This is a genomic window from Methylobacterium komagatae (assembly GCF_042661665.1).
In the GTDB taxonomy this organism is placed as follows: domain Bacteria; phylum Pseudomonadota; class Alphaproteobacteria; order Rhizobiales; family Beijerinckiaceae; genus Methylobacterium; species Methylobacterium komagatae.
Genome location: NZ_JBHSWN010000001.1, coordinates 3,876,564 through 3,901,358, shown reverse-complemented (window position 1 = coordinate 3,901,358; position 24,795 = coordinate 3,876,564). Strand labels below are relative to the sequence as shown.

Genomic DNA, 24,795 nt, shown 5'->3' with positions numbered 1-24,795 from the left:
CATGGGTCCTTTTCCGTGGTGTCTAACGGTGTGGGGTGAAGTCCCGCCCGAGGGCGGCGGGGGCCAGGGAGCCGCCCCGCCGACGCCCGAGCGACAGCAGGACCAGCGCCAGGATCGTCGCGAGATAGGGGAGCGCCGAGAGCAGTTGCCCCGGCAGGCCGATGCCGGACGCCTGGGCGTGGAGTTGCAGCACGGTGGCGCCGCCGAACAGGATCGCGCCCGCCACCACCCTCCCCGGCCGCCAGGAGGCGAAGACGACGAGGGCCAGCGCGATCCAGCCCCGCCCGGCGGTCATCGCGGGCGCCCAGAACGGCGTGTAGGCGAGCGAGAGATAGGCGCCTGCGAGCCCCGCGCAGCCGCCCCCGAACAGCACCGCCAGGAACCGCACGAGGCGCACCGGCAGTCCCAGGGAATGGGTCGCGGTGTGGTCGTCGCCCACGGCCCGCAGGATCAGCCCTGTCCGCGTCCGCCACAGGAACCACGCGACGCCGAGCGCCAGGGCGAGGCCCGCATAGACGAACCCGTCCTGCCCGAAGACGAGACGGCCCACGACGGGCAGGTCGGTGAGGACCGGCAGGTGGAGATGAGGCGCGGGCTCCCGCTTCAGCCCGACATAGCCCGCCCCCACGAGCCCCGAGAGGCCGAGGCCGAGGATCGTCAGGGCGAGCCCCGACGCCACTTGGTTCGCCGCGAGCCCCACGGTCAGCAGGCCGAACAGGGCGGCGAGGCCGATCCCGGCGCCGATCCCGGCCAGCGCCCCGGCGAAGGTCGAGCCAGTCTCGACCGCCGCCGCGAAGCCGATGGCCGCGCCGCAGACCATCATGCCCTCGACGCCGAGGTTGAGCACGCCCGCCCGCTCGGCGACGAGTTCCCCGAGCGCGGCGATAATCAGCGGCGTCGCCGCCGCCAGCACCGTGGCCAGCACCATCGGAAGGAGATCGAGGCTCATCGCGCGGCCCCCGGCACGAGGCGGACCTTGAATCGCGTGAGCACGTCGGCCCCCAGCACGAGGCCGAGGAGCAGACCCTGGAAGGCCCGCGTGAGGTCGAGGGGCAGCCGCAGGTCGATCTGCGCCGCCTCCCCGCCGATCGTGGTGACCGCGATGACGAAGGCCGCGACGAGGATGCCCACCGGCGACAGCCGCCCGAGGAAGGCGACGATGATCGCGGTGAAGCCGTAGCCCGGCGAGATGGTCGGCTGGAGCTGGCCGATCCGGCCCGCGACCTCGACGATGCCCGCGAGGCCCGCCGCGCCGCCGGAGATCGCGAAGGCCAGGAGCGTCAGCCGTTCCTCGCTGAACCCCGCGAACCGGGCGGCCCGGGGGCTTGCGCCGACCACCCGCATCTCGAACCCGAACAGGGAGCGGCCGAGCACCACGACCGCCAGCACCGTCGCGACGAGTGCGAGGAGGACGCCCGCGTGGAGCGTGTCGCCCTCCCAGAGGTAGGGAAGCCGCGCGGCGGGATCGAAGGACACGCTCTGCGGAAAGTTGAACCCCGCCGGATCGCGCAAGGGCCCGCGCGCCATGTAGTCGAGCAGGAGTTCCGCCACATAGACGAGCATCAGACTCGTCAGGATTTCCGAGACGCCGAGCTTCACCCGCAGGATGGCCGGGATCATCGCATAGGCGAGACCCGCCAGCGTGCCGGTGACGAGCATCGTCGGCAGGATCCAGACGGTGGTGCCCGTGCTGCCATGGGTCGCGATGGCGACCATGCCCCCGGCGAGGCCGCCGACGACGAACTGGCCCTCGGCCCCGATATTCCAGAGGTTCGCCCGGTAGCAGAAGGCGAGCCCGGTCGCGATGAGCGCGAGGGGCGCCGCCTTGATGGCGACCTCCTGCAGCGACCACGCTTCGGAGAGGGGCGCGATGAAATAGGCTGCGAAGGCGGCGCCCGGCGACACGCCCATCGCGGAGACGGCGTCCCCACCGATCAGCACCGCCGCGAGGAAGGCGAGCGTCGGCGACAGGGCTTCCGCCCACGGCGAGCGCTGGCCGCGCGGCACGAGATCAAGACGCATGGGCGGTCTCGGGAGGGAGCGCGATGGCCGTCGCAGCTGGCGCGGCCTCGCCGCCGCCCATCAGCAGGCCCACCGCCTCGCGGCTGGTCTGCCTGCGCGGCACCGCGGGCGAGAGCTGCCCGGCATGAAGGACGGCGATGGAATCGGCGATCTCGAACAACTCGTCGAGGTCCTGGCTGATCGCCAGCACGGCGCTGCCGCTCGCGGCGAGGTCGATCAGGGCCTGCCTGATGCGCGCTGCCGCCGCCGCATCGACGCCCCAGGTCGCCTGATCGACCACGAGGACGCCCGGCGCGGCCAGGATCTCGCGCCCGACGACGAATTTCTGGAGGTTGCCCCCGGAGAGGGTTCCGGCGGCGGGATCGGGCCCCGCCTTGCGCACGTCGAAGGCCTCGATCACCCGCGACGCGAAGGCCTGGGCGGTGCCCCGGCGCAGGAAGCCGAAGCGGGTCAGTGGCGCGGTGGCGTGGCGGGAGAGCACGACGTTCTCTGACAGGCTCATGGCGGGGGCGGCGGCGTGGCCGTTGCGCTCCTCCGGCACGAAGGCCGCACCGAGGCGCCGCCGTGCATTGACCCCGAGATGCCCGGCGGGCTTCCCGTCGATGAGTACGGCCCCGGCGCACCCGGCCGGCACCTCGCCGGAGAGGGCGGCGAAGAGTTCCGCCTGCCCGTTCCCCGCGATGCCCGCGATGCCGAGGATCTCGCCGCCCCGGATCGTGAGGCCGATCTCCCGCAGGGCGGTGGCGTGCAGTCCGGGGGCGGGCAGCGACAGCTTGTCGAGGCGCAGGCGCTCGCCGCCGGATTGCGCGGCGGAGGCGGGGGCGATCTCGCGGACCTGCGCGCCCACCATCATCGCGGCGAGGGAGGCGGCACTTTCCCGGCGGGGATCGCAGGCGCCGACCACCTTGCCCGCGCGCAGGATCGTCGCCCGCGCGCAGAGACGGCGCACCTCGTCGAGCCGGTGCGAGATGTAGAGGAGCGCCCGCCCCTCGTCGCGCAGCCGCTCCAGCACGGTGAACAGCAATTCGGCCTCGCCCGGCGTCAGCACCGAGGTCGGCTCGTCGAGGATCACGAGCTTCGGGTCCTGAAGCAGGCAGCGGACGATCTCGATCCGCTGCCGCTCCCCGGCGGACAGCGACCAGACCGGCCGGTCCGGTTCGAGATGCAGGCCGTAGGTGTCTCCCAAAGCCGCGATCCGGCGCGCCAGTTCGGCCCGGCTCAGGCCACGCTCCATCACCAGGGCGATGTTCTCGGCCACCGTCAGGTTCTCGCAGAGCGAGAAGTGCTGGAACACCATGCCGATGCCGAGCCGCCGCGCGGCCTCGGGATTGGCGAGCCGCACCGTCTGCCCGAGATGGGTGATGGCCCCCTCCGTCGGCTCCAGCAGGCCGTAGAGGATCTTCATCAAGGTGGACTTGCCCGCGCCGTTCTCGCCGAGCAGGGCGTGGATCTCCCCCGCCCGGATCTCGAGATCGACATGGTCGTTGGCCGTGAAGTCGCCGAAGCGCTTCACGATCCCGTAGGCGCCGAATAGCGGGCGCGGATCGCCTGCCGGGGCCGGTAGGCCGGAGGTGGGCCGTTCCTGGATGCCGGTCCCCACCGGTCAGAACACGTGGAAGGCGACGCCGGCGAGGAAGCTCTTCTCCTCCGTGCCCTTGAAGTTTGCGGTCTCGACGTTGCCGAACTTGTTCAGCCAGTACTGGAAGCCGATGAACACATCGACCCGGTTGGGCTGGTCGTAGACGAGCTTGCCGAGGTCGAGGACGAGGTTGGTCCGCGACAGGAATTCCAGGCCGCGCGGCGGGTTGAACGGGAAGGCGGCCACGTTCTGCACGCCTCGGCCCTTGGGCAGGACGATGTTGTTGAAGCCCGTGATGCTGAGCGGCAGGCCGGTGAAGGTCAGCGGGAAGCTGTAGACCACCTCGAACTCGGGCACCGTGTCGAAGCTCTGGTCGCGATCGGGCTGGACGTTGAAGCCGTTGCGGTTCCACTCCTTGTAGGCGTGGACGGAGAGGTTGAGGAACCCGGCGGGCACGTCGAAGGCGAAGTTCAGGCCGCCGACCACGTCGCGCTTCTTCGAGCCGAAGGCGTCGTTCTGCGAGTTGGCGTCGAAGCCGAAGGCCAGGGACACGTCCTTGACGAGGCCGGGGATGGTGAAGGCCTTGGTGCCGGACAGGGCGTTGAGGCTGAGCGTGCCGCGATACAGGCCGTAGGCTTCGGTGTTGCCGTAATCGGCGAAGAACGGGTTGGCGATCGTTCCGGGGGGATTGGTCGTACCTGCGGGAAACTGCGAGCCGGACTTGAGGATGTCGAGGGAGAAGAAGTTGGTGCCGTAGGCCCAGGCGTCGGCGTGGGAGATGTTGAGGATCTGCTTGGGCGCCTCGCGGGAGACGAAGCTGCCATCGGCCCGCTGGATCTGGACGCCCGGCGAGACGGTGGGGAACTGGTAGCGATAGCTGATCTGCGTATCCGCGAAGAGGAAGAACGACGGTTCCTTCACGGGAACGACTTCGGGCGCCTTCTTCGATGTGTCGAGATCGGCCGCGAAAGCTGCATTTGCGATGCAGAGTGAGAGGGTGGCCGCCAACACACGCTTGAACATTTTTCCGGTCCCCCGAGTCTTCAAAAGGTTCCCGAGAAATCAGCAACGCCTATGCCAGCGATGAAAATGGCTAGAGCGACTTCGCGCAATGTTGCGGAAACGTCACAAAATCTGCCGTTTCCGTTCAGAATGCCTCGCGAATGGTCACAGCGGGCGCTCGAATGGCGCCGATCACCTGGTGAGCGGGTGTGCATGCTTTTTGCAAAGCGGAGCATCATCCCTCCGAGTGATCATCGGGCTTGCAGGGATTGGCGCGAGAGAGGGCGATGCCGACAGCCACCCCCACCGTCCATCTCGAGGCCGAGCCCTCTGCCCTCGCCTTCGATCCCGCGGCGACGGCCCTGGTCATCATCGACATGCAGCGGGATTTCCTGGAGCCGGGCGGCTTCGGGGAAAGCCTCGGCAACGACGTCTCGCGCCTTGCCGCCGCCATCGAACCGGCCGCTTCCCTGCTCGATGCGGCTCGCCGGGCCGGTCTCCTCGTCATCCATACGCGGGAGGGGCACCGGCCCGACCTGTCGGACGCCCCGCCCGCCAAGATCGCCCGCGGCGCACCCTCGGCCCGCATCGGCGATCCCGGGCCGATGGGCAGGATCCTGATCCGGGGCGAGCCAGGCCACGACATCGTCCCGGCCCTGCGGCCCCTGCCCGGCGAACCGGTGATCGACAAGCCCGGCAAGGGAGCCTTCTATGCCACCGACCTCGCGGGCATCCTGTCCGCCCGGCGGATCGACACGCTCCTGGTCTGCGGGGTGACGACGGAGGTCTGCGTCCACACCACCGTTCGCGAGGCCAATGATCGGGGCTACCGCTGCGTGGTGATCGCGGATGCCTGCGCGTCCTATATTCCGGCCTTCCACGAGGCGGGGCTGGCCATGATCAAGGCGCAGGGCGGCATCTTCGGCTGGGTGTCCCAATCCGCTCAGGCCGTCTCCGCGCTCGGCGGCGCGGCCTGACATGACGGAGGGATCGCCACCTCCCCGGCGGCGGGCCGTGCGCGGACGCGCGGTCAGCCTGTCGGGTAATCCGTTCCTGAAGGAGGGCTGCCTCGACCATGTCGAGGATGCGCTGATCCTGATCGAGGATGGACGGATCGCCGACTTCGGCCCCTATGCCGAGACCGTGGGACACCTTCCGGCGGGCGTCACGGTGGAGCGGTACGAGAATGCGCTGATCCTGCCGGGGCTGATCGACACCCACGTCCATTACCCGCAGCTTCAGATGATCGCCTCCTACGGCGAGCAGCTGCTGGCATGGCTCGACAAGTACACCTTTCCGGCGGAGATCCAGTTCGCCGACCGAGCCCATGCCGAGCGCGTCGCCAAGCTGTTCTTCCGGGAGATCCTGGGGGCCGGGACGACCACGGCGATGGTCTATTGCACGGTCCATCCCGGCTCGGTCGAGGCGTTCTTCGCCGAATCCGAACGGTTCAACACCCGCATGATCGCGGGCAAGGTCCTCATGGACCGCAACGCCCCCGCCGCGCTCCTCGACACGGCCCAGAGCGGCTACGACGAGAGCAAGGCGCTGATCGCCCGCTGGCACGGACGCGGGCGGCAGCTCTATGCGGTCACGCCCCGCTTTGCCCCGTCCTGCACGCAGGCGCAGCTCGACGCGGCCGGAACGCTCCTGTCCGAGCATGACGGCCTCTTCCTCCAGACGCATCTCTGCGAGAACCCGGACGAGGTCGCCTGGGTGATGGACCTGTTCCCGGACCGGGCGAGCTACCTCGACGTCTATGCGCGCTCGGGGCTCGTCGGCCCGCGCTCGGTCTTCGGTCATGCCATCCACGTGACCGAGGAGGATTTCTGCGCCTGCCACCGGGCGGGGGCGGCGCTGGCCCATTGCCCGACATCGAACGGCTTCCTCGGCAGCGGCCTGTTCCGGCTGTTCGACGCCCTCGATCCGAAGCGGCCGGTGCGGGTCGGGCTCGGCAGCGATGTCGGGGCCGGGACGACGCTCTCGCTCCTGAAGACCCTCGGGGAGGCCTACAAGGTCGCCGCCCTGCGCGGCACCAAGCTCGATGCGGCGCGGGCCTTCTGGCTGGCCACCCTCGGCGGCGCCGAGGCCCTGCGCCTCGATGACCGCATCGGCCGCATCGCCCCCGGCTACGAGGCGGATCTCTGCATTCTCGATCTGGCGGCGACGCCCTTGCTCGGCTTCCGCACTGGCACCTGCCGGGACATCGAGGAGTTGCTGTTCGTCCTGATGACCCTCGGCGATCACCGCACGGTGCGGGCCACCTGGGTGGCGGGCGAATGCGTCTACGACAATCGCCGCGCGGGCGATCCTCTTCGCTATCCCGAGTTCGGCTGATCCCAATAACGACGTCCGGTCGTGGCGCGAGTCTTGCTGCAATTCACAGGTGGATCGGAGGTGAGAGATGCGGACTCTGTGTCTTGGTGTGTGCGTTGTGATCGGGATGTCGAATGCCGCCTTGGCGCAAAGCTACGTCTCGCCCAGCCCGACGGATGTGCCGACCACGGGCACGCGGGAATTGAATAAGGCCGACCGCAAGATGGCCTGCACCCAGGCCGCCGATCGCCGGAACATGAAGGGACTCTCCCGCCAGCAATTCCGTGCCGCCTGCCGGGGTCGCCCCATTCCGAAGCGGGTCAACCCCTGAGGGCCTCAGGCGCCACGGCGCTCCCCCTCAAGACCATGCGCTAATACCGGGCGTTCGCGTAGCCGCTGTCGCGGCCCATCACGCTCTGGATCACCTCCTTCGTCGACGGGCTGATACCGCCATCCTGGCGAAGACGGCGCCCGTCGGCGCGCTCGAGCCGCGCGACATCGTCGAAGCAGCGATCGAGGGCGTAGCGGACCTTGGCCGAGGCCGGACCGCTGCGCGGGACGCCGGGCCCCTTCATCTCGAAGCGCAGGCATGAGGCGAGATAGCCCTTCAAGTCGTCGAAGGCGGCGGCCTGGGCGCCTGAGACGAGGGCGCTCGATGTCAGCATCACCAGCGCAAGGGTGGACCGGGCGAGCATCGCTCTCTCCAATCGGAAGCAACTGAACGCACCAACGCGCGACGCCCGCATTGGTGACAGCTCGCCGGAACGCGTGGTTGCAGCCGAGACCGTCGAGACTTCTCCGCTAAAGAGCGAAGACGGTTCATCAAAAACCCTGTACTTGAGCCGGTTGCGCTTGTCCAAGCCCTTGGATGGCCCGAGCACGATCATCGACCGGTAAAAAAGATCCTTCAATAGTAAAAATGGTGATACTATCTGATATTCAGCTTCTATCTTAGATTAGAAATTTATTTTATTAATATCGAATTTAGTTTTTCGGCGTTGAATATGCGAATGATTCTCATAGGGGTTGGGCATGTGGTGGTCGCGTTCGGATAGTCACGTAAAATTGAATGCGATCGGAAGTTCGTACGCTCTGATTGAGTTTGACCTCGACGGAAAAATCGTCACCGCCAACGAAACCTTCCTGTCGCTATTCGGATACAGGTTGGAGGAGATTCAGGGTCAGCATCACTCCCTGTTCGTCGATCCGGCCGAGCGCGAGGGCGCGGCCTACCGGCAGTTCTGGGAGAGCCTGCGCCGGGGCGAGCATCAGACCGCCGAATACAAGCGTATCGGGAAAGGGGGGCACGAGGTCTGGATCCAGGGCAGCTACTGTCCGCTCAAGGACCGGAACGGCAAGCCGTACGGCGTTTTCAAATGCGCCAGCGACGTCACGGCGCAGAAGCTGCGGAACGCCGATTTCGAGGGCAAGCTCAACGCCCTCGACCGATCGCAGGGCATCATCGAATTCAACCTCGACGGCACGGTCATCACGGCCAATGCCAATTTCCTCGCGATACTCGGCTATTCCCTCGATGAGGCGAAGGGCCGGCACCACTCCCTGTTCGTCGATCCGGCCGAACGCGAGAGCGCAGCCTACCGGACCTTCTGGGAGACGCTGCGCAAGGGCGAGTTCCAGCAGGCGGAGTACAGGCGCATCGGGAAGGGCGGGCGCGAGGCGTGGATCCAGGCGACCTACAATCCGGTCCGCGATGCCGCCGGACGGCTCGTGAAGGTGGTGAAGTTCGCCACCGACATCACGGCGGCCGTGGCCGAGCGCCACCGCCGGGCTGAGCTCCACCGCGGTGTCGACCGCGACCTCGACGGCATCGCGGAGGCCATCTCGCGCGCGTCCCACCAGGCCGTGGGCGCCGCGAGCGCGGCGGAGCAGGCATCCGGCAACACGCAGAGCGTCGCCGCCGGCTCCGAGGAACTGGCGGCCTCGGTAGGCGAGATCAGCGAGCAGGTGAACCGCGCGTTGCAGGTCACCGGCCGGGCGGTCGAGCAGGCGGTCGCCACCTCGGAAGTGGTCACCGGCCTGGCTTCCGCTGCCCAGCGGATCGGGGAGGTGGTCGAGATGATCAATTCGATTGCCGGGCAGACGAACCTTCTCGCCCTCAACGCCACGATCGAGGCCGCGCGAGCGGGCGAGGCGGGCAAGGGCTTCGCGGTGGTCGCCGCCGAGGTGAAGGCGCTGGCGGCCCAGACCGCCAAGGCGACCGAGAGCATCGGCAGCCAGATCGTGCAGACGCAGGCCGCCGCGAGCGAGGCCGCCACGGCCATTTCCGGGATCGGCAGGACCATCGGCGAGGTCAACGAGATCTCGTCGGCCATCTCGACCGCCGTCGAGCAGCAGGCGGCCGTCGCCCAGGAGATGTCGCTCAACATGCAGGCCATGACCCAGGCCGTGTCGGAGATCAGCCAGAACATCGGTCTGATCGCCACCGCGACACAGGAGGTCGATGCCTCGACGCGGCAGGTGCGCGAGGCTTCGCGAGCGATGGTGGCCTGATCCGTGCCGCCGCCGCCCCGTTCGCCGGGGCGGCGCGGTCAGACGCGGGCTTATCGCGAGCGGCGACCGGACGAGACTGCGTCGGCTTGAACGCGAACGTCGATCGGCGGGTCGTCCGGAAAGGTGTTCACCCCGCCCCGTGCCTCACGGATCGTCCTCGTACGCCGGGGTGGCGCAGCGAAGGCGTGGGACCGGTGGTCCTGCTATCCATGGCGAAGGGGTTTGGGTCGTCCTCGATGGCGGATCGATCGAGGAATGGTGGAGACGACAGGGATCGAACCTGTGACCTTTCCCATGTCAAGGGAATGCACTACCGCTGTGCTACGTCTCCGCACCGGCATCTGTTCGGTGCCGGTGGGCGGGGGCTATAGCCGCTGTGCGCGGAGGGCGCAAGCCGCATTTCGAGCCTCGTGCGTCGAAGGTCGGGCGGGGTCACCCGTATTGTAGAGATCCGACCGCTCCTGTAAGCCCCGCCTCGCACACCCGGCCGTCGACGTCCCGTTCCGCCATCCCGAACGGGTTTATCGGGTTCGGCACGAGACCCGGAGCATGCGGTTCCACATCGATTTCGACGCCGGCACCATGATCCAGGGTTGGATCGTGCCCGACAATCCGCTCGCCATCAGCCGGGTGGTGGTCTCGTCCGGCGGGCGGCGCATCGCCGATGTTCCCGCCGCCATCTTCGATGAGAATTTCAAGCAGTTCGGCTGGCACTCCACCGGCCAGTGCACCTTCCAGCTGTCCGAGGCCCAAGTGCCCGGCATCGCGGAGATGCGCGACCTCGAACTCTACGATTCCGACACCAACGTCCGCATCTATCGCCGCCTGCCGGACGAGGGGCTGCTGCAGAAGCGGTTTCTGCTGGTCAACACCGGCATCGAGCCCGAGACCGGGCTTCAGACGGCGCTCTTCCCGTTTTTCCGGCATTGCTACTTCGGCCTGCACCGGCTGACCGACGAGGTGCTGACCAGCGTTCTCGGCAGCGAGGTGATGCCGTCCCTGTTCCTGTCCGGGGCGCTGATCGTGCCCCGCTACGAGAACTTCATGATGCCGGACATGATGCTCACCAGCATCCTCGTCCAGGATCCCTATATCGAGATGGCGACCCGGATGCTCTGGCTGCGCGACCGGGGCGAGGAGGGGGCCGATCCGGCCCGGCGCTGGCGGCTCGGGCCCCTGGCGGAGGCGGCCACCTTCGGCGCCGAATACGACCTGACCGACCTGCGCAGCTTGAAGCGGTATTTCCGCATGATGCCGGAGCCCGCCTACCGGCTGCTCTACAACCCGCTGATCCGCCAGCTCGCCACGCGCATGCCGGAGGACCGCCTCTTCCCCGGCCATTCGATCGCGGCCATCGAAGTGATCGCCCGCGTCGGCATCGTCGGCCACCGGGAGCGGTATGACGCCTTCGTTTCCAGCCTCATGGACCGGCTGGAGATCGACGCGGACGTCCCCGATGCGGCGCCCCCTCCCCGAGGTCGCCGCCCTCGCGGAGCGGCTGCGGGCGGTCAAGCCGGTGCAGGAGATGCTGGTCTACGACGTCGCCCTCACCGACGCCGTGAAGGACACGGTCGACAAGATCTGGACGGCGTGAGCATGCGCTCCGCCGCCTCCGGGCCGCCCCTTCAGGAGGGTCCCGACGGTCTTCGGCTGCCCGTCTCGGCCCTGCGCGGGCGCTGGGTCGACCTGCGCCTCACGGACGATCCGGCGGCCGAGGCCGTGGGCTTCGCCCTCGCCTTCATCGGTCCGGACGGGCGACCCGGCCCCTTGCTGCACGAGGAATCGATTGGCGGCGGCGTCCATCTCTGGACCGGGCGCGTGCCGCCGGAGGCCATCGCGCTGCGCATTGCCACCCGCCTCGGCAAGGTGCCGCCCACCTTGCGCTGTGTGCGCATCCGCCGCCTCCTGCGGCCCCGGCTGTTGCTGCGCGGCCTCCGGCGCTCGCCCGATCTCGCCCTCAAGGCGCTGAAATGGCGCGTCGTCGGCAAGAAGGTCCGCGCCCGCGGCCTGATGGAGCGGGCCCTGAACGGCCGCCGCGAGACCGGCTACCCGCGCTGGATCCTCGCCAACCGGCGTCGCGCGCCGGAAAAGGCCGCCCTCGCCGCCGAGATCGCCGGTTGGCGTGATCCGCCCGTCGTCTCCGTACTGATGCCGGTCTACAACCCTGCGCCGAAGGTGCTGCAGGCCGCCCTCGCCTCTCTGAAGGCGCAGATCTACCCGCATTGGGAACTCTGCGCCGTCGACGACGCCTCGACGGATCCGGCGGTGGCGCGCCTGCTCGCCAGCGCCGCCGCCGCCGACCCGCGCATCCGCGTCTTCCGCCGGACGGAGAACGGCCATATCGCCCGCGCCACCAATGACGCCCTGGCGATGGCCGAGGGCACATGGTGCGCCTTCCTCGACCACGACGACGTGCTCGCCGAGGACGCACTCTACGAGATCGCCCGCGTGGCGCGGGAGGATCCCGGCCTCGTCCTCGTCTATAGCGACGAGGACAAGATCGACGCGCGGGGCAACCGGTTCGAACCGCATTTCAAGGCGGATTTCGACCGCGAGCTCCTCTGCGGCCAGAACTACATCAACCACCTCACGGCCGTGCGCACCGATGCCCTGCGGGCGACGGGGGCTGCGCCCAGGCTTCGAGGGAAGCCAGGATCACGATCTGCTCCTGCGGCTGACGGCCGGGCTCGACCCGGCGCGGATCCGCCACGTGCCGCGGGTGCTCTATCATTGGCGTGCCGAGGCGGGTTCGGGCTCGTTTTCCGACAGGGCGCTCGGCCGGGCCGAGGAGGCGCGGCTGCGCGCGCTCGCCGAAGTCGCCGCCGCCACGGGCGCCCGCGCCGAGCGGGGGCCGGAAGGGTTCAACCGCCTCGTCCACCCCCTCCCCGATCCCCCGCCGCGCGTGTCAGTGATCATCCCGACCCGCGACCGGGCCGAGTTGCTGAAGGTGACCCTCGACGGGCTCCTGACCCGCACCGATTATCCGGATACCGAGGTGGTGGTCGTCGACAACGACAGCCGCGAGGCCGCGACGACCGCGCTGTTCGCCGAACTCGCGCAGGATCGCCGGGTGCGGGTGTTGCCCGTCCCCGGTCCGTTCAACTTCTCCGACTTGTCGAACCGGGGCGCGGCGGCGGCGACCGGGCCGGTGCTCCTGTTCCTCAACAACGACATCGAGGTCATCGAGCCGGGCTGGCTCACCGAACTGGTGCGGCAGGCGGTGCGGCCGGAGATCGGCGGTGTTGGGGCGAAGCTCCTCTATCCCGACCGGACGATCCAGCACGGGGGCATCGTGCTGGGCATCGACGGTGTCGCCGGGCACAGCCATCTCGGCGTGCCGGATTCCGAGCCCGGCTATTTCGCCCGCATGAAGATCGCGCACGAGGTCTCGGCGGTGACAGGCGCCTGCCTCGCGATGCGGGCCGCCGTGTTCGAAGAGGTCGGCGGGTTCGACGCCGAGGCGCTGAAGGTGGCCTTCAACGACGTCGATCTCTGCCTGAGGATCCGCAAGGCCGGTTACCGGCTCATCTGGACGCCCTTCGCCACGCTGATCCACCACGAATCGAAGAGCCGCGGCCCGGAGGACACCCCTGAGAAGAAGGCGCGGTTCGAGGCCGAGACCCGCGTGATGCTCGGCCGCTGGGGCGCGGAACTGCGCGCCGATCCCTATTACAACGTCAACCTGTCCCGGAACTCGGCCCATTACCGGGTGTGACCCCCTTTGCGTGAGAGGTGAGCGATGGCCTTGAGGCCACTGACGCGATGGCTCCGCAGGCGGCTCGGCCTCACGGGGCGGCCGAAGGCGGGAATCATCGGCTCTGTCGACACCGCCTGCGAGACCTTCCTGCGGGGCTGGGCGCTCGATACTGCCGACCACGAGAGGGCCGTGGGAATCGAGGTGCTGCACCGGGGCGAGATCATCGCCAGCGGCATCACGGACATCCCCCGCGAGGATGTCGCCAAGGCCGGGCACGGCAGGCTCCTGACCGGATTCCGCCTCGACCTGCCGCCCTCTGCCTCCTTCGCGGAGGGCGACACGGTCGAGATCCGCGACGCCGCTACGGGAAAGCCGATCCTCGGCAGTCCCGTGCGGATCGACGTGAACCCGAACTTCGTGCGCTTCCGCGACCGCCTGCGCAGCCTCCCCGAGGCGAAAGTCGCGCGGTTCATGCGCCGCCACGGGCGGGCCGAGGCCCCCGGCATCAGCATCGTCATGCCGGTCTACAACACGCCGCCCGCATGGCTGGAACAGGCCATCGCCAGCGTCAGGCGCCAATGGCACGAGCGCTGGGAGCTGGTCTGTGTCGACGATTGTTCGACGACGCCGGAAACGGCCGAGATCCTCGCCCGCCACGCCGCCGAGGACCGCCGCATCACGCTCCTCAGGACCGAAACGAATGGCGGCATCTCGAAGGCGACCAATCTCGGCGTGGTCGCGGCCGCCTACGACATCGTCGCCTTCATGGATCACGACGACGTGCTGGAGCCCTCGGCGCTCCACGCCATGGCGGGGGCCTTCCTCCGCGAGGAGGTCGATCTCGCCTACAGCGACGAGGTCGTGACCGACGAGAACACGGACCATTTCCTAGAATTCAGCGCACGACCCGCGCTGTCGTTCGATTATTACCTCTGCCACCCCTACTTCGTGCACTTCGTCGCCTGCCGGAAGGCGCTGATCCAGGCGGCGGGGGCTTCGACGAGAGCCTGTCGGTCTCGCAGGACGTGGATTTCCTCCTGCGGGCGCTGGAGCGGGCCAGGGCCGTCGCCCATCTGCCGCTCTTCCTCTACCGCTGGCGGACGCATCTCACGAGCACCGGCCACGACAAGCGCGATCAGGTCACTGCCAATACCTGCCGGGCCCTGTCCCGATCCCTGGCGCGGATCCATCCCGGCTGCACGGTGGCGGCGGGCCACACCTTCAACACCTACCGGATCACGTGGCCGGACGTGCCGGGCAGGACCCTGATCGTCGTGCCGACGAAGAATGCCCTCTCCTTCCTGAAGACGACGGTCGAATCGATCGAGCGCCAGACCGGCCGGGCCGATTACGAGCTTGTGATCGTCGATCACGAGTCCGACGACCGGGCGACGCGGGACTACCTCGCCCGTCTCGCGGCGGAGGGCCGGGCTCGCATCCACCCCTATCGCGGCCGGTTCAACTTCTCGCGGATGAACAACGAGGCCGTCCGGGCCTGCGGCGAGGACTGCCCCTTCGTCCTGTTCCTCAACAACGATGTCGAGATCGTATCGGAGGGCTGGCTGGCGCGCTTGCGCTCCCTCGCCGGGCGGCACGATGTCGGAGCCGTCGGGCCGATGCTGGTCTATGGCAACGACCTCGTCCAGCATGCGGGCGTCGTGCTCGGCCTCAACGGCCCGGCGGAACACGCGTTCAAGCTGGTGCCTGCCTATCTCGATCGGGTCCGCAATGCCGGTCCTAACGCCGCGCTCACCGCGACGCGGGATGTTTCTGCCGTCACCGGGGCCTGCCTCATGATGCGCCGCAGCGTGTTCGAAGAGGCGCAGGGCTTCGACGAGACGCTGGATATCGGCTTCAACGATACCGACCTGTGCCTGCGCGTCGGGAGCCTCGGATACCGCATCCTCTACGATGGCGATGTGGTGATCCGACACTACGAATCGGCCACCCGGAACGCCGCCGAAGCCTTGCTGAAGCACCCCGAGAACACCGCTGCCTTCACGGCGCGGTGGGCGGAGCCGATCGCGGCGGGGGACCCGTTCTACAATCCCCAATTCGCCAGCGAGGGAGCGGACCACGTATTGCGCCGCAACAAGCCCCTGCCCCGGCAAGTCGCGATCCGCGTGAGGCGGCCAAGCTCGGCCAAAGGCATGCTCGGAGGCGCCGCCCTGGGCAAAAGCTTGGCGGGCTTCGGCGAATCGGTCTCCGCCTGAGCACATTGTCGCGTGCGCGCGGGCTGCGCCGAGAGGATGCGGTCCGGTGCGGGGGGGTTATGCTTCCAATGAAGGTTGCAGTGCGGCCAGACATGCCGCAAGAGGCAGTCCAGGTCGGAATCGCAACGACCGACGGGCGGTAGCCGGCGAATGAGCGCGAACACATCCATTTCATCCAGCACCGGTCTCGAGCGGGACGCGCAGCGCGCCATGGGCGACCACAAGGTCGCTCCCAGTGAGATCGCGATGGGCGTCGTCATCGGACGCGCCTCCGAGTATTTCGACTTCTTCGTGTTCGGCATCGCTTGCGTGCTGGTCTTCCCGAAGGTGTTCTTCCCCTTCGTGGATCCGCATACGGGCACGCTCTACGCCTTCGGCATCTTCGCCCTCGCCTTCGTGGCCCGGCCCTTCGGCACGGCCCTCTTCATGGCGATCGACCGGCGGCACGGGCGCGGCGTGAAGCTCACCACTGCCCTGTTCCTGCTCGGTGGCTCCACCGCCGCGATCAGCTTCCTGCCGCGCTACGATTCGATCGGCATTTCCTCGGTGTACCTGCTGGCTGCCCTGCGGGTGATGCAGGGCCTCGCCCTCGGCGGCGCCTGGGACGGCCTCGCCTCGCTGCTCGCCCTCAACGCGCCGAAGGACCGGCGCGGCTGGTACGCCATGGTGCCCCGCTCGGCGCGCCGATCGGCTTCATGGTGGCGAGCGCCCTGTTCTCCTTCTTCATCGTGAACCTCTCGCCTGAGGACTTCATCGATTGGGGTTGGCGCTTCCCGTTCTACTGCGCCTTCACGATCAACGTCGTGGCGCTGTTCGCCCGCCTGCGCCTCGTGGCGACGGACGAGTTCGTCCGCATGATGGATGCGGACCGGCTGAGCCCGGTGCCGGTGCACGAGCTGTTCAGGAGCCACCTGAAGGAGGTTCTGCTCGGCGCCTTCGTGCCGCTCTCCGCCTTCGCCCTGTTCCACCTCGTCACGATCTTCCCGATCGCATGGCTCGCCCTCAACAACCTCGACCGGTCGCCCGGCGAGTTCCTGATGGTGCAGTTCTCCGGGGCGATCATCTGCGCAGGCGCCGTGGCTGCCTCCGGCCTGATCGCCGACCAGATGGGCCGCCGCGCTTGCCTGATCATGAGCGCGGGCCTGATCGGCCTGTTCGCCCTGGGCTCGATCCTCGCGCCGCTGCTGTTCGGCGAGAGCGCCATCGGCCAGACCATCTACGTGACGACCGGGTTCATGCTGCTGGGCCTCGCCTACGGCCAGTCCTCGGGCGCGGTCACCGCGCGGCTCGGCAAGCGCTACCGCTACACCGGCGCGGCGCTGACCTCGGACTTCGCATGGCTCTTCGGCGCGGGTTTCGCGCCGCTGGTGGCCCTCTACCTCGCGGACCGCTTCGGTCTGGCCGTGGTCGGGGTCTACCTGCTCTCGGGCGCGGCCTGCTCCCTGGCCGCCTTGTTCATCGACCGCTCCGAGATGCGACAGATGTAAGCGCCGGCCGCGCCCATCGCGGCGCGGTCTTGCCGCCAAACTTGAGTGAGGGGCCGGATATGCCGGCCGGCGACGCCGCGCCCGCGGCACGGGATGACGAGACGAGAGCAGTGAGTTCTTCGACCCTTCGACCGGACCGGACCCCGCCGGCAAGCCGCCGCGGAAACCTGCGCCGCCTCGCGTCGCTCCTGGCGCTGCCGCCGCTCCTGGCACTGCTGGGCGGCTGCAACCTCGTGGTGATGCAGCCCGCCGGATTCATCGCCGAGCAGCAGCGCAATCTCGTGCTGGCCTCGACCGGCCTGATGCTCCTGATCATCGTGCCGGTGATCGCCTGCACGCTGTTCTTCGCGTGGCACTTCCGCGCGAACAACGAGAAGGCGGTCTACGACCCCGATTGGCATCACTCGACCCAACTCGAGGTGCTGATCTGGACGGCGCCGCTCCTGATCATCATCGCGCTCGGCGCGCTGACCTGGATCGGCACCCACACCCTCGATCCGTTCCGGCCGCTCACCCGCCTCGATGCCAAGCGCCCGCTCCCGGCCGACGTGGAGCCGCTCCAGGTCGAGGCGATCGCCATGGATTGGAAGTGGCTGTTCCTCTACCCGCAATACGGGATCGCCACGGTCAACGAACTGTCCATCCCGGTCGACCGGCCGGTGACCTTCAAGATCACCGCGACGGACGTGATGAACACGTTCTACGTGCCGACGCTCGCGGGCATGATCTACGCCATGCCGGGCATGGAGACGAAGCTCCACGCGGTGGTGAACAAGGCGGTCGATTCCGAGGGGCGCTCCGCCCATTACAGCGGCGCCGGCTTCTCCAACATGTTCTTCAAGTTCCGCGGCGTCGCCGACCAGGACTTCGACGCCTGGGTCGCCAAGGCCAAGGCGGAGGGCTCGGACCTGAACATGGATGCCTACCTGAAGCTCGCCGAGCCGACGGAATCCGAGCCCGCGCGCTACTTCAAGTCCTATGCCGAGGGGCTCTACACCAAGATCATTGGTCTGTGCCCGAAGCCCGGTCAGATGTGCGTCTCCGAGATGATGGCCATCGACGCGCGGGGCGGCCAGGGCGGCGCCGAGGGCGAAGAGAACTACAAACGGCTGCAATACGACAACCACTTCGCCCGGGAAGGCCACGAGGCTCCTGGCGCGACGGGGCCCGCTGCAGGCCGGGGCGCCCATGGGCAGACACAGCCCGAGGGCATGAAACCCCGCCCCGACATGGGCAATCCCGACTCGCGCGGTGCCGAGCCGGGTAAGGCACAGCCGGATACCGGGAGCGGTTCGCCGAATGGCGGGCAGGTCGCGCCCAAGCAGATCAACCAGTGACGGCACTCCACCAGTGACGAAGTGAACCAGTGAGGTGGGCCGGCGCGAAGGATATTTTGAGATCCAACGCGACGGCCGCCTTCGAACCTTCTGAACGGTCCGATTCCATGTTCGAAAACGCAAATCTTCAGCAGCTGATCTTCGGTCGGTTCACCCTCGACCAGATCCCCTTCCACGAACCGATCCTGATCGGGACCTTCGCCGGTGTGGCGGTGGCGGGCCTCGCTGTGCTCGCCACCGTCACCTACTTCCGGTTCTGGGGCCCGCTGTGGCGGGATTGGGTGACGTCGATCGACCACAAGAAGATCGGCATCATGTACTGCATCTTCGCGATGATCATGCTGCTGCGCGGCTTCGCCGACGCGCTCATGATGCGCGCGCAGCAATCCATTGCTTTCGGCGACCAGCAGGGCTTCCTGCCGCCGCACCACTACGATCAGATCTTCACCGCTCACGGGATGATCATGATCTTCTTCGTGGCGATGCCGTTCGTCACGGGTCTCATGAACTTCGCGGTGCCGCTGCAGATCGGCGCCCGTGACGTGGCCTTCCCGTTCCTGAACAATTTCAGCTTCTGGATGACCGTCTCCGGCGGCATGCTGGTGATGGTCTCGCTCTTTGTGGGCGAGTTCTCCCGCGCCACCTGGCTCGCCTATCCGCCTCTGTCGGGGGCCGCGATGAGCCCCGGCGTCGGCGTGGATTACTACATCTGGGCCCTGCAGATCGCGGGTGTCGGCACGACGCTCTCAGGCATCAACCTCGTCGCGACCATCGTGAAGATGCGCGCGCCGGGCATGACCATGATGAAGCTGCCGGTCTTCGTGTGGTCCTCGCTCTGCACGAACATCCTGATCGTCGCTGCCTTCCCGATCCTCACCGCCGTTCTCGTGCTCCTGTCCCTCGACCGCTACCTCGGGATGCACTTCTTCACGAACGACCTCGGCGGCAACTCGATGTTGTACTTCAACCTCATCTGGATTTGGGGTCACCCGGAAGTCTACATCCTGATCCTACCCGCCTTCGGTGTGTTCTCGGAGATCACCTCGACCTTCTGCGGCAAGCGCCTGTTCGGCTACACCTCGATGGTCTACGCGCTGGTGGTCATCACCATCCTCGCCTACCTCGTGTGGCTGCACCACTTCTTCACCATGGGCTCGGGCGCCGACGTGAACTCGTTCTTCGGGATCACGACGATGATCATCTCGATTCCGACGGGCGCCAAGATCTTCAACTGGATGTTCACGATGTATCGTGGGCGCATCCGGTTCGAGGTGCCGATGATGTGGGTGGTGGCGTTCATCGTTACCTTCGTGATCGGCGGCATGACCGGCGTGCTCCTCGCCGTGCCCCCGGCCGACTTCGTGCTGCACAACTCGCTGTTCCTAATCGCGCACTTCCACAACGTGATCATCGGCGGCGTGCTGTTCGGCATGTTCGCGGGCGTCACCTTCTGGTTCCCGAAGGCGTTCGGCTTCAAGCTGGACGAGTTCTGGGGGAAGATGGCCCTCGGCTTCTGGGTTACCGGCTTCTATGTCGCCTTCATGCCGCTCTACGTGCTCGGCCTGATGGGCGTGACCCGGCGCATGCAGCATTTCGATGATCCGTCGCTGCAGCCCTGGTTCATCGCGGCGGCCGTCGGCGCCCTGCTGATCGCCTGCGGCATCGGCTGCCAGATCATCATGTTCGTGGTGTCGATCCGCAACCGCGAGGCCCTGCGCGACGTGACCGGCGATCCGTGGGGTGGCCGGACCCTGGAATGGTCGACCTCGTCGCCGCCGCCGGACTACAACTTCGCCTTCACGCCGGTGGTCCACGATTCCGATGCGTGGTGGGACATGAAGGCCCGCGGCTTCAGCCGTCCGATGACCGGCTACAAGCCGATCCACATGCCGAAGAACACCGCAGCCGGGGCGATCCTGGCGGCCCTGAGCTTCGTCTGCGGCTTCGCCATGGTCTGGTACATCTGGTGGCTCGCCGCCCTGTCCTTTGCGGCGATCATCGTCGCGGGTATCATCCACACCTTCAACTACGACCGCGAGTACTACATCCCCGCCGAGACGGTCTCGCGGGAAGAGGCCAAGCGGACGCGCGAACTGGAGCTGGCGTGATCCGATGATGCACACCGAAACCGCACCGCCCGGTACGGCTGCGCCGGTCTTCTTCGTCACCGACGAGGAGGGCCACCACAGCGAAGGCTCGACGATGCTCGGGTTCTGGCTGTACCTGATGAGCGACTGCCTCATCTTCGCGACCCTGTTCGCGACGTATGGGGTGCTCGGGCGCAACTATGCAGCGGGTCCTTCGCCCAAGGACCTGTTCGACCTCACGGGCATCGCGGTGAACACCGCGATGCTGCTGTTCTCCTCCATCACCTATGGCTTCGCCATGCTGGAGATGGACAAGGACGACCAGCGCAAGACCCAGATGTGGCTGGCCGTCACCGGCCTGTTCGGCGTCGCCTTCGTCGCGCTGGAAATCCGGGAGTTCGTCCACCTGTTTCACGAGGGCGCGCCCCCGTGGCGCAGCGCCTTCCTGTCCTCGTTCTACACTCTGGTCGGCACCCACGGCCTGCACGTCTCCTTCGGCATCCTCTGGCTCGTGACGCTGATGGTGCAGGTGAAGAAGTACGGGCTCGTCGCGGCCAACAAGCGCCGCCTGATGTGCCTGTCTATGTTCTGGCACTTCCTCGACCTGATCTGGATCGGGGTGTTCACCGTCGTCTATCTGATAGGAGTGCTCGAATGAGCGCGGACGCCACCCACGCTCACGGGTCTCACGACCACGCTCATACCGAGGGCGGCCACGGCAGCGTGAAGTCCTACGTGACGGGCTTCGTCCTGTCGGTCATCCTGACGGTGATCCCGTTCTGGCTGGTGATGGGCAACGTGCTCGACAACAGCCTCGTGACGACGCTCGTGATCCTCGTGCTCGGCGGCGTGCAGATGGTCGTGCACGTCATCTACTTCCTGCATATGAACACGAAGTCCGAGGGTGGCTGGACCTTCATGGCGCTGATCTTCACGATCACGCTCGTCGCCATCCTGCTCTCCGGCTCGGTGTGGGTGATGTACCACATGAACCGGAACATGATGCCGGCCTCCGGGCACGAGATGATGCAAAAGATGCGGTGAGCGAGCCTCATCGCCCAAGCGGGGGCGGCCCGTCCGCCCCTGCCCCATCCCATTCGCCGCTCCGCCGGGTCGTCTTCGGCCTCGGGGCGGCTTTCGTTTTTCTGACCCTGCTCGGGCTCGGGACGTGGCAGGTCCAGAGACGGAGCTGGAAGCTCGACCTGATCGCCCGGACGGAGGCGCGGGTCCACGCTCCGGCCATCCCGGCTCCCTCCCCGGCCGATTGGAACCTCGTCGGCCCCGACGACGCCTACCGGCACGTCACTCTCTCCGGCCGGTTCCTGAACGAGCGCGAGACGCTCGTGCAGGCGGTGACCGATTACGGCGCGGGCTTCTGGGTACTCACGCCCCTCCGGCGGGAGGATGGCAGCCTCATCCTCGTCAATCGTGGCTTCGTGCCGGGGGACCGAAAGGATCCGGCGAGCCGCCCGGCGGGGCAGATCGCCGACGCGGTCCAAGTGACGGGCCTCCTCCGGCTCACGGAGCCGGGTGGCGCCTTCCTGCGCTCGAACGATCCGGCGGGAAACCGCTGGTACTCGCGGGACGTGGCCGCCATCGCGGCCGCGCGGGGGCTCACCGAAACCGCCCCCTATTTCGTGGATGCCGACGCGACCCCGAATCCCGGCGGCCTGCCCATCGGCGGCCTCACCGTCGTCGCGTTCCCCAACAGCCACCTCGTCTACGCGCTGACATGGTACGGTCTCGCGCTGATGCTCGGCGGGTTCTTCGCCTATCGTAGGTTTGTGCGCCGCGAAGGTCGGTCCAACGGGGAGTAGCCGCTGCGTGCGGCGCGGCTATAATGGCGTGACAAGAAACACGACGAGTCACGCCATGACCTCCCGCATCCCGGATTTCGCCTCTCTGCCCCTGTCCGGCGATCCGTTGGCCGTCGCGGCCCCGGCACTGGGCGAGCCGTGGATGACGCCGGAAGGCATTCCGGTGAAGGGCCATTACGGCCCGCAGGATCGCGAGGGCATCGAGTTCCTGAACACATGGCCGGGCCTCGCGCCGTTTCTGCGCGGCCCCTATCCCACCATGTACGTCACCCAGCCCTGGACGATCCGCCAATATGCGGGCTTCTCCACGGCGGAGGATTCGAACGCCTTCTACCGGCGCAACCTCGCGGCGGGGCAGAAGGGCCTGTCGGTCGCCTTCGACCTCGCCACCCACCGCGGCTACGATTCCGACCACCCGCGCGTCTCGGGCGATGTCGGCATGGCGGGCGTGGCGATCGATTCGATCTACGACATGCGCACCCTCTTCTCCGGCATCCCGCTGGACGAGATGACCGTGTCGATGACCATGAACGGCGCGGTGCTGCCGATCCTGGCGCTCTACATCGTCGCCGCCGAGGAGCAGGGCGTGCCGCCCTCGAAGCTCGCGGGCACGATCCAGAACGACATCCTCAAGGAGTTCATGGTCCGCAACACCTACATCTACCCGCCCAAGGGGTCGATGCGGATCATTTCGGACATCTTCGCCTATACCTCGAAGAACATGCCGAAGTTTAACTCGATCTCGATTTCCGGCTATCACATGCAGGAAGCCGGGGCGACGAACGACCTCGAACTCGCCTACACGCTGGCCGACGGCGTCGAGTACATCAAGGCGGGCCTCGCCGCCGGGCTGACCATCGACCAGTTCGCCCCGCGCCTGTCGTTCTTCTGGGCGATCTCGACCAACTTCTTCATGGAAGTCGCCAAGATGCGGGCGGCGCGCCTGATCTGGTCGAAGCTCGTGAAGGAGTTCGAGCCGAAATCCGAGAAGTCCCTGGCCCTGCGCACGCACTCGCAGACGAGCGGCTGGTCGCTGACGGCGCAGGACGTGTTCACCAACGTCACCCGCACCAACATCGAGGCGATGGCGGCCACCCAGGGCGGCACCCAGTCGCTGCACACCAACGCGCTGGACGAGGCGCTGGCCCTGCCGACTGACTTCTCGGCCCGCATCGCCCGTAACACCCAACTCTTCCTGCAGCAGGAGAGCGGCACCACCCGGATCGTCGATCCGTGGGGCGGCTCCTACTACGTCGAGAAGCTGACCGCCGACATGGTGGCCCGCGCCTGGGAGCATATCCGCGAGGTCGATTCGCTCGGCGGCATGGCCAAGGCGATCGAGGCGGGCATCCCGAAGCTGCGAATCGAGGAGGCCGCCGCCCGCGCCCAGGCGCGGATCGATTCTGGCCGCCAGACCATCGTTGGCGTGAACAAGTTCCGCGCCGACGATGAGATGGCGATCGAATTGCTGCGGGTCGATAACGGCAATGTCCGCCGCCTGCAGATCGACAAGCTGAAGCGCCTGCGCGCCGAGCGCAACGAGGCCGACGTCACGGCCCGTCTCGAAGCTCTGACCAAGGCCGCCGACGGCAGCGAGAACCTGCTCGAACTCGCCGTGGACGCGGCCCGCGCCAAGGCGACGGTCGGCGAGATCTCCGAAGCCTTGGAGAAGGCCTGGGGCCGCCACCGGGCCGAAATCCGCTCGATCTCCGGTGTCTACAAGCGCGAGGTGGGAACGATGTCGCCGGTGGTCGAGGAAGTCCGCACCCTGGTCGAGGCCTTCGAGGAGTCGGATGGGCGCCGCCCGCGCATCCTCGTCGCCAAGATGGGCCAGGATGGGCATGATCGCGGCCAGAAGGTCATCGCCTCGGCCTTCGCCGATCTCGGTTTCGACGTGGATATCGGGCCGCTCTTCGCCACCCCGGCCGAGGCCGCACGGCAGGCGGTGGAGAACGACGTTCACATCGTCGGCGTCTCGTCCCTGGCGGCGGGCCACCTGACGCTGGTGCCGGAACTGAAGGCCGCGCTCACCGAGCAGGGCCGCGGCGACGTGATGATCGCGGTGGGCGGCGTCATCCCGCCGGGCGATTACGACGCGCTGCGCGCGGCGGGCGCCTCCGCCATCTTCCCGCCGGGTACGGTGATCGCCGAGGCGGCAATCCACCTGATCCGAGAACTGAATGCCCGGCTCGGTTACGAAAACCGGCAGGCTGCGGAGTAAACCTGAGACTGTAACCTCTAGCCGCCCCGGTCCTCCGGGGCGGCTTTTGCTTGTCAGGGCCAGGTCTTGCCGAGATGCTTCGCGACGTCTTTGGTTTGCACGCCGACTGACGCGACAGCATCCTTAATCTTTTGCTTGCTTACTCCGAAGCGTTGAGCCCACCAGTTCAGCTCCCACTCCTCATGAATGTTGATTTTGAACTTGTCCTGAGGTTCCCGAATGTTCAGATCGTCAGCCATCGATAGCCTCCATGTCTACGAGGCAAATCTGTGATCTGAGGTTGTCGGAATCAATGGGCTCAGACCAAAAATTAACTTTAGGTTGTGATTCGTTCATCGCAGGCGTGGTCATTGGCGGCTTCGCACAGCAGGGCTGCTCTGCTTTTCCTTTTTTCGTGCGGTAGCGAAGCCATGACGGCGTGGTGCTGAATGAGGACGTGCATTCGCCCCTCCTCGTAACCTCAACCAGGGATCGTTCAGGAAACGTCCGTCATGACGGATGACGCC

The 24,795-nt window shown here is 67.3% G+C and carries 20 protein-coding genes, 1 tRNA gene and 2 pseudogenes; 15 read left to right on the top strand and 8 right to left on the bottom strand.

What is annotated here, in order from left to right; genetic code table 11:
* Nucleotides 1-22 precede the first annotated feature (22 nt).
* From ACFQE0_RS19405 to ACFQE0_RS19390, 4 genes are read right to left on the bottom strand one after another with little or no spacing between them, the layout of a single operon-like run.
* On the bottom strand, nucleotides 23-949 hold the full coding sequence (locus tag ACFQE0_RS19405) for an ABC transporter permease (RefSeq protein WP_378972592.1): 927 nt from the start codon (nucleotides 947-949) through the stop codon (nucleotides 23-25).
* Nucleotides 946-2,022: an ABC transporter permease gene (locus ACFQE0_RS19400; protein ID WP_378972590.1), complete on the bottom strand. Its 1,077-nt coding sequence runs from the start codon at nucleotides 2,020-2,022 to the stop codon at nucleotides 946-948. Before ACFQE0_RS19400 ends, ACFQE0_RS19405 begins: the two co-directional genes overlap by 4 nt.
* Complete coding sequence (locus ACFQE0_RS19395) at nucleotides 2,012-3,622, bottom strand: ABC transporter ATP-binding protein (protein WP_378972588.1); 1,611 nt, start codon at nucleotides 3,620-3,622, stop codon at nucleotides 2,012-2,014. The genes ACFQE0_RS19400 and ACFQE0_RS19395 overlap by 11 nt, the downstream gene beginning before the upstream one ends.
* A gap of 3 nt (nucleotides 3,623-3,625) precedes the next feature.
* Nucleotides 3,626-4,624, bottom strand: a complete 999-nt coding sequence (locus ACFQE0_RS19390; protein WP_378972586.1) for a hypothetical protein — start codon at nucleotides 4,622-4,624, stop codon at nucleotides 3,626-3,628.
* A gap of 266 nt (nucleotides 4,625-4,890) precedes the next feature.
* Between ACFQE0_RS19390 and ACFQE0_RS19385 the strand changes: the two genes are divergently transcribed.
* From ACFQE0_RS19385 to ACFQE0_RS19375, 3 genes are all read left to right on the top strand, one after another.
* On the top strand, nucleotides 4,891-5,580 hold the full coding sequence (locus ACFQE0_RS19385) for a cysteine hydrolase family protein (protein WP_378972584.1): 690 nt from the start codon (nucleotides 4,891-4,893) through the stop codon (nucleotides 5,578-5,580).
* A 1-nt stretch (nucleotide 5,581) separates the two neighbouring features.
* Complete coding sequence (gene guaD / locus ACFQE0_RS19380; RefSeq protein ID WP_378972582.1) at nucleotides 5,582-6,940, top strand: guanine deaminase; 1,359 nt, start codon at nucleotides 5,582-5,584, stop codon at nucleotides 6,938-6,940.
* A 106-nt stretch (nucleotides 6,941-7,046) separates the two neighbouring features.
* Nucleotides 7,047-7,250 carry a hypothetical protein gene (locus tag ACFQE0_RS19375; protein ID WP_378972580.1) on the top strand — a complete coding sequence of 68 codons (204 nt, stop codon included), beginning with the start codon at nucleotides 7,047-7,049 and terminating at the stop codon, nucleotides 7,248-7,250.
* Nucleotides 7,251-7,290: 40 nt separating this feature from the next.
* Here ACFQE0_RS19375 and ACFQE0_RS19370 read toward each other — a convergent pair whose 3' ends face one another.
* Entirely contained in the window at nucleotides 7,291-7,614 is a 324-nt protein-coding gene (locus ACFQE0_RS19370) for a hypothetical protein (protein WP_378972578.1), read from the bottom strand.
* A gap of 337 nt (nucleotides 7,615-7,951) precedes the next feature.
* Between ACFQE0_RS19370 and ACFQE0_RS19365 the strand changes: the two genes are divergently transcribed.
* Entirely contained in the window at nucleotides 7,952-9,430 is a 1,479-nt protein-coding gene (locus tag ACFQE0_RS19365; protein ID WP_378972576.1) for a methyl-accepting chemotaxis protein, read from the top strand.
* A 256-nt stretch (nucleotides 9,431-9,686) separates the two neighbouring features.
* Here ACFQE0_RS19365 and ACFQE0_RS19360 read toward each other — a convergent pair.
* Nucleotides 9,687-9,761, bottom strand: a tRNA-Val gene (locus ACFQE0_RS19360).
* A 101-nt stretch (nucleotides 9,762-9,862) separates the two neighbouring features.
* The gene (locus ACFQE0_RS19355; protein ID WP_378975757.1) at nucleotides 9,863-10,819 is read right to left on the bottom strand and encodes a hypothetical protein; all 957 of its coding nucleotides are present in this window, start codon (nucleotides 10,817-10,819) and stop codon (nucleotides 9,863-9,865) included.
* 67 nt (nucleotides 10,820-10,886) lie between these two features.
* Between ACFQE0_RS19355 and ACFQE0_RS19350 the strand changes: the two genes are divergently transcribed.
* From ACFQE0_RS19350 to scpA, 11 genes and pseudogenes are all read left to right on the top strand, one after another.
* Nucleotides 10,887-11,024 carry a hypothetical protein gene (locus tag ACFQE0_RS19350; RefSeq protein WP_378975755.1) on the top strand — a complete coding sequence of 46 codons (138 nt, stop codon included), beginning with the start codon at nucleotides 10,887-10,889 and terminating at the stop codon, nucleotides 11,022-11,024.
* 2 nt (nucleotides 11,025-11,026) lie between these two features.
* Nucleotides 11,027-13,145, top strand: a pseudogene (locus ACFQE0_RS19345) (glycosyltransferase family 2 protein).
* 24 nt (nucleotides 13,146-13,169) lie between these two features.
* The gene (locus ACFQE0_RS19340) at nucleotides 13,170-14,396 is read left to right on the top strand and encodes a glycosyltransferase (protein WP_378972574.1); all 1,227 of its coding nucleotides are present in this window, start codon (nucleotides 13,170-13,172) and stop codon (nucleotides 14,394-14,396) included.
* On the top strand, nucleotides 14,330-15,340 hold the full coding sequence (locus tag ACFQE0_RS19335) for a glycosyltransferase family 2 protein (RefSeq protein WP_378972572.1): 1,011 nt from the start codon (nucleotides 14,330-14,332) through the stop codon (nucleotides 15,338-15,340). Before ACFQE0_RS19340 ends, ACFQE0_RS19335 begins: the two co-directional genes overlap by 67 nt.
* Nucleotides 15,341-15,490: 150 nt before the next feature.
* A pseudogene (locus ACFQE0_RS19330) lies at nucleotides 15,491-16,827 on the top strand (MFS transporter).
* Nucleotides 16,828-16,937: 110 nt separating this feature from the next.
* Nucleotides 16,938-18,164 carry a ubiquinol oxidase subunit II gene (cyoA, locus tag ACFQE0_RS19325; RefSeq protein ID WP_378972570.1) on the top strand — a complete coding sequence of 409 codons (1,227 nt, stop codon included), beginning with the start codon at nucleotides 16,938-16,940 and terminating at the stop codon, nucleotides 18,162-18,164.
* Nucleotides 18,165-18,271: 107 nt separating this feature from the next.
* Entirely contained in the window at nucleotides 18,272-20,272 is a 2,001-nt protein-coding gene (gene cyoB / locus ACFQE0_RS19320; RefSeq protein ID WP_378972568.1) for a cytochrome o ubiquinol oxidase subunit I, read from the top strand.
* A gap of 4 nt (nucleotides 20,273-20,276) precedes the next feature.
* Nucleotides 20,277-20,909: a cytochrome o ubiquinol oxidase subunit III gene (cyoC, locus tag ACFQE0_RS19315; protein ID WP_378972566.1), complete on the top strand. Its 633-nt coding sequence runs from the start codon at nucleotides 20,277-20,279 to the stop codon at nucleotides 20,907-20,909.
* A complete protein-coding gene (gene cyoD / locus ACFQE0_RS19310; protein WP_378972564.1) occupies nucleotides 20,906-21,295 on the top strand; it encodes a cytochrome o ubiquinol oxidase subunit IV in 390 nt (129 codons plus the stop codon). The genes cyoC and cyoD overlap by 4 nt, the downstream gene beginning before the upstream one ends.
* Nucleotides 21,292-22,068 carry an SURF1 family protein gene (locus ACFQE0_RS19305; RefSeq protein ID WP_378972562.1) on the top strand — a complete coding sequence of 259 codons (777 nt, stop codon included), beginning with the start codon at nucleotides 21,292-21,294 and terminating at the stop codon, nucleotides 22,066-22,068. The genes cyoD and ACFQE0_RS19305 overlap by 4 nt, the downstream gene beginning before the upstream one ends.
* A 55-nt stretch (nucleotides 22,069-22,123) precedes the next feature.
* Nucleotides 22,124-24,289, top strand: a complete 2,166-nt coding sequence (scpA, locus tag ACFQE0_RS19300; RefSeq protein WP_378972560.1) for a methylmalonyl-CoA mutase — start codon at nucleotides 22,124-22,126, stop codon at nucleotides 24,287-24,289.
* A gap of 53 nt (nucleotides 24,290-24,342) precedes the next feature.
* Here the strand turns inward: scpA and ACFQE0_RS19295 are convergent, their stop codons facing one another.
* Complete coding sequence (locus tag ACFQE0_RS19295) at nucleotides 24,343-24,528, bottom strand: DUF3606 domain-containing protein (RefSeq protein WP_378972558.1); 186 nt, start codon at nucleotides 24,526-24,528, stop codon at nucleotides 24,343-24,345.
* Nucleotides 24,529-24,795: the final 267 nt, after the last annotated feature.